This window comes from Spirillospora sp. NPDC049652 (assembly GCF_040675125.1).
Taxonomy (GTDB): domain Bacteria; phylum Actinomycetota; class Actinomycetes; order Streptosporangiales; family Streptosporangiaceae; genus Spirillospora.
Genome location: NZ_JBFAOF010000664.1, coordinates 1 through 4,135, shown reverse-complemented (window position 1 = coordinate 4,135; position 4,135 = coordinate 1). Strand labels below are relative to the sequence as shown.

Sequence of the window (4,135 nt, the reverse complement as noted above, 5' to 3'; positions counted from 1 at the left end):
CGGGTGCGCCGACGTCGCGGCCGTCCGCGCCGCCCTCGCCGAGGGCGACGTCGCGGCGGTCTACGCCGAGGCCCCGTCCACGACCGGGACGACGACCACGTCGTGGTCGGGCCGCACGTAGTCGAGGACCTTGGAGAGCTTGTCGGCCGCGACCGCCGAGGCGACGATGATCCGGCGCGCCCCGGTGACCCGCCCGGCCATCCGCATCGCGGTGCCCGAGGCCTGGAAGCCGTCGTAGGTCGGGACGTTCACCACGTCCATGTCGAGCAGCTCGCCCATGAGGGACTGGTACTCCCAGAGCGCCTGGAAGCGGCCGTGGTCCTCGTAGGGCTCGCCGGCGTAGGCGGTGAGGAACTCGGAACGGTCCACCACCTCGTCCACCACGGCGGGGACGTGGTGCTGGTACACGCCGCCGCCGAGGAAGCTCAGCGCGTCGCGGGTGCTGGTGTTGCGGCCCAGCAGGCCGTTCATGTGCCGGACGAGCCCCGCCTCCGAGCGCATCGGCGCCGGCAGGTCGAGCGGGCCCTGCAACCGCAGGTCCGCGGGGATCTCGGCGTAGAAGTCCTCAACCGATTCGGCCCCGACGGCGTCGAGCATCGCGCGCTTCACATCGGGCGCCGCGTTGGGGATGTACGGGTGGGCGAACGAGCCGGTCATGCTCCCCCTCTTGACGAAACATCATCATTCGGTGTGCTGTATACAGCATTCAGCATGCCGGTGCCAGGAGGCAAGAGTGCATATCAACCGGAAGAACCGGACACGACGGTCGGTTCTGCTCGCGGGCGCGGTGGCCGCCGCGGTCGCGCTGAGCGGCTGCGCCGCGGGCGGCGGTTCGGGCGGCAAGAAGGCCGCGCCGAGCCTGGCCGCGGGGTCGGGCGCCGACATCAAGGGCGACGTCACGGTCTGGTCCTGGGACGTCGCGGCGACCGCGCTCAAGCGGCTCGCCCCCGAGTTCGAGAAGCAGCACCCCGGGACGAAGATCAACATTGTCGACATCGGCTACGACAACGCCTACGACAAGATCACGGTGGGCCTGAAGTCCGGCAAGGGACTGCCCGACATCACCACCGTCGAGGGCCCGCGGTTCCAGAGCTTCCTCGGCTCGTTCCCGAGCGGGTTCTACGACCTGACCTCGCTCGCGTCCAAGTACAAGGACCAGTTCAACCAGGCCTCGTGGAAGACCGCGACCGACGAGAAGGGCCGCACCCTGGCGCTGCCGTGGGACTCGGGGCCCTGCGGCGTCTTCTACCGCCGCGACCTGTTCCAGAAGGCCGGCGTCGACCCGAACTCGATCAACACCTGGGACGACTACGTCAAGGCCGGTGAGCAGGTCAAGGCCAAGACCGGCACCAAGTTCATCACCCTCGACCCCGCCGAGGACAACACCTTCCTGATGATGCTCCAGCAGGAGGGCCAGGGCTACTTCAAGGACGGCAAGGTCGCGGTGAACACGCCGCAGGCCGTCAAGGCGATGACCGTCCTGAAGCAGCTGTCCGACAAGGGCCTGGTCGACTGGGCGCGCGGCTGGGACGCCACCGTCACCTCGTCCAAGACGGGCAAGTCCGCCACCACGCCGCAGGCGGCCTGGTGGGGCGGCACGCTCACCGGCGAGATGAAGGAGATGAGCGGCAAGTGGGGCGTGTTCCCGCTTCCCGCGTTCGAGCAGGGCGGCGTGCGGACGTCCAACAACGGCGGCTCGCTGCTGACGGTCACCTCGCAGACCAAGAACCCGAAGACGGCATGGGCGTTCACCGAGTTCATGCTCGCCAACAGCGCCAACCAGGTCTCCATGCTCAAGAACGAGGGCCTGTTCCCGGCGTTCCTGCCCGCGCTCAAGGACCCGCTGGTCCAGCAGGCCGACCCGTACTTCGGCGGCCAGCCGGTCAACAAGGTGTTCGCCGACCTGCTGCCGTCGGTCCCGCCGATCGAGTACACCAAGGACGGCGCGAAGGCCACCCAGCTCGTCTGGTCGGCCAACGCGGGCGTGATGCTGCGCGGCAAGGACCCGAAGGCGACGCTGGACTCGACGGCCAAGCAGCTCGCCTCCGCCACCGGCCGCCAGACCGCCGGATAGCGCATGGCAGCCGTGCAGACCGAGCCCGCGAAGCTCGAGAGCGTCCCCGCGGCGGACGCTCCCCGGCCGCGCCGGCGGCGGTTCAGCCTGACCCACTGGTGGTTCACCGGTCCGGCGACCGTCCTGTTCGTGGCGTTCTTCGCCTATCCCCTGGCCGCGAGCCTGTACCAGAGCTTCACCGCCGACCAGGACGGCGTGACCGTCTGGGTCGGCCTCCGCCAGTACCGGCGGATGATCGAGGACCCGGTGCTGCTGGAGTCGCTGGTCAACACCGTGCTGCTGCTGGTGATCCAGGTCCCGGTCATGATCGGCCTCGGCCTGGTGCTGGCCGGGGTGCTGAACGCGTCCTGGCTGCGGTTCCGCGGCGGGTGGCGGCTGGTGTACTTCCTGCCCGCCGTCACCACCCTGGTCGCCTACTCGGTGGTGTTCCGGGTGCTGCTGAAGACCGACGGCGGCATGGTCAACCAGCTGCTCGACGGGATCGGCGTCGGCGGCGTGGACTGGCTGAACGACCCGACCTGGGCGCGGATCTCGCTGATCCTGTCGATCACCTGGCGGTGGACCGGCTACAACGCGGTGATCCTGCTGGCCGGGCTCCAGGCGATCGGCCGGGAGCAGTACGAGGCCGCGTCGATCGACGGGGCGGGCGCGGTCACCACGTTCACGCGGGTGATCGTGCCGCAGCTCCGGCCGGTGATCCTGTTCTGCTCGATCACCTCCACGATCGGCACGCTCCAGCTGTTCGACGAGAACTACGTGCTGACGCGCGGCGGACCGGACAACGCGACGATGACGCCCGTCCTGTACCTCTACAAGGTCGGGTTCGACCAGATGGACTTCGGTTACGCGGCGGCGATCGCCTGGGTGGTCGTGCTGCTCATCGGCCTGGTGTCGCTGATCCAGTTCCGCGTGTTGGGGAAGGGGGCGCGGTGAACCCGCGGATTCTGGGCCGGGCGGGGGCGTACCTGCTCCTGCTGGCCGGCGCGGTCATCAGCCTGGTGCCGTTCTACTGGATGGCGGTCGCGGCGACGCACGACACGGCCGACCTGTTCGGTTCGCCGCCGCCGTTCATGCCCGGCGGGGCGCTGATGGACAACCTGTCCCGGCTGCAGACCGAGCACCGGTTCGGCCGGGTCGTGGTCAACAGCCTCGGCGTCGCCGTCGTGTACACCGTGCTCAGCTCGCTGATCTCGGCGATGTGCGGCTACGGCCTCGCCAAGTACAGCTTCCGGGGCAGGGGGATCCTGCTCGGCGTGGTGCTGGCGACGATGATGATCCCGATGCAGGTGCTGCTGGTCCCGCTGTTCCAGATGATGGCGAACCTCGGCTGGACCGACACCTACCAGGCGGTCATCCTGCCGTTCCTCGCCAACGCGTTCGGCATCTTCCTCATGCGGCAGGCGTTCCTGGCCTTCCCGGACGAGCTGATCGAGTCGGCCCGCATCGACGGCGCGAGCGACCTGCGGATCTTCTACCAGGTCGTGCTGCCGGGCGTGCGCCCGCAGCTCGGCGCGCTCATCATCTTCACCTTCATGAGCCAGTGGAACAGCTTCATCTGGCCGCTGCTCATGCTGAACACCGAGGAGAAGTTCACGGTGCCCATCGCGCTGAACCAGATGATCGGGCTGTCCCACGTGGACTACTCCGGCCTGATGCTGGGCTCGTTCGCGGCGACCCTCCCGATCATGGTCGTGTTCTTCGTGTTCCAGCGGCAGTTCGTCGCCGGCCTGCTCGGCGGGGCGGTGAAGGGATGAGCGCGGAGACGAGCCCGGAGACGAGCGCGGGGACGAGCCCGCAGATGAGTGCGGGGACGTCCGGGCGGACGACGCTGACCCGCGTCGGCGGGATGCTGTACGGCGGGGACTACAACCCCGAGCAGTGGCCCGAGGAGACGTGGGCCGAGGACGCCGCCCTCATGAAGGAGGCCGGGGTCAACATGATCACCCTCGGCGTCTTCTCCTGGGCGAGGCTCCAGCCCGGCCCGGACACGTGGGACTTCGCCTGGCTGGACCGGCTGCTCGACCTGCTGCACGGGCAGGGCATCGCGGTCGACCTGGCCAC

General features: G+C 69.0%; 5 protein-coding genes. 4 read left to right on the top strand and 1 reads right to left on the bottom strand.

Annotation, left to right across the window (positions count from 1 at the left end; genetic code table 11):
* Nucleotides 1-60 precede the first annotated feature (60 nt).
* Nucleotides 61-657: a PLP-dependent aminotransferase family protein gene (locus AB0J52_RS30170; protein ID WP_500186039.1), complete on the bottom strand. Its 597-nt coding sequence runs from the start codon at nucleotides 655-657 to the stop codon at nucleotides 61-63.
* A 76-nt stretch (nucleotides 658-733) separates the two neighbouring features.
* Between AB0J52_RS30170 and AB0J52_RS30165 the strand changes: the two genes are divergently transcribed.
* From AB0J52_RS30165 to AB0J52_RS30150, 4 genes are all read left to right on the top strand, one after another.
* Nucleotides 734-2,074: an ABC transporter substrate-binding protein gene (locus AB0J52_RS30165; protein ID WP_500186038.1), complete on the top strand. Its 1,341-nt coding sequence runs from the start codon at nucleotides 734-736 to the stop codon at nucleotides 2,072-2,074.
* A gap of 3 nt (nucleotides 2,075-2,077) precedes the next feature.
* Nucleotides 2,078-3,007 carry a carbohydrate ABC transporter permease gene (locus AB0J52_RS30160; RefSeq protein ID WP_500186036.1) on the top strand — a complete coding sequence of 310 codons (930 nt, stop codon included), beginning with the start codon at nucleotides 2,078-2,080 and terminating at the stop codon, nucleotides 3,005-3,007.
* Nucleotides 3,004-3,828, top strand: a complete 825-nt coding sequence (locus tag AB0J52_RS30155) for a carbohydrate ABC transporter permease (protein ID WP_500186035.1) — start codon at nucleotides 3,004-3,006, stop codon at nucleotides 3,826-3,828. The genes AB0J52_RS30160 and AB0J52_RS30155 overlap by 4 nt, the downstream gene beginning before the upstream one ends.
* Before the next feature lie 44 nt (nucleotides 3,829-3,872).
* Nucleotides 3,873-4,135, top strand: a 263-nt coding sequence (locus AB0J52_RS30150) for a beta-galactosidase (RefSeq protein WP_500186040.1), incomplete at its 3' end; no start/stop codon positions are given.

Excerpts from the sequence above, each read along its gene's own strand:
- AB0J52_RS30170 (WP_500186039.1), bottom strand. The coding sequence starts at position 657 with ATGACCGGCTCGTTCGCCCACCCGTACATCCCCAACGCGGCGCCCGAT.
- AB0J52_RS30160 (WP_500186036.1), top strand. The coding sequence starts at position 2,078 with ATGGCAGCCGTGCAGACCGAGCCCGCGAAGCTCGAGAGCGTCCCCGCG.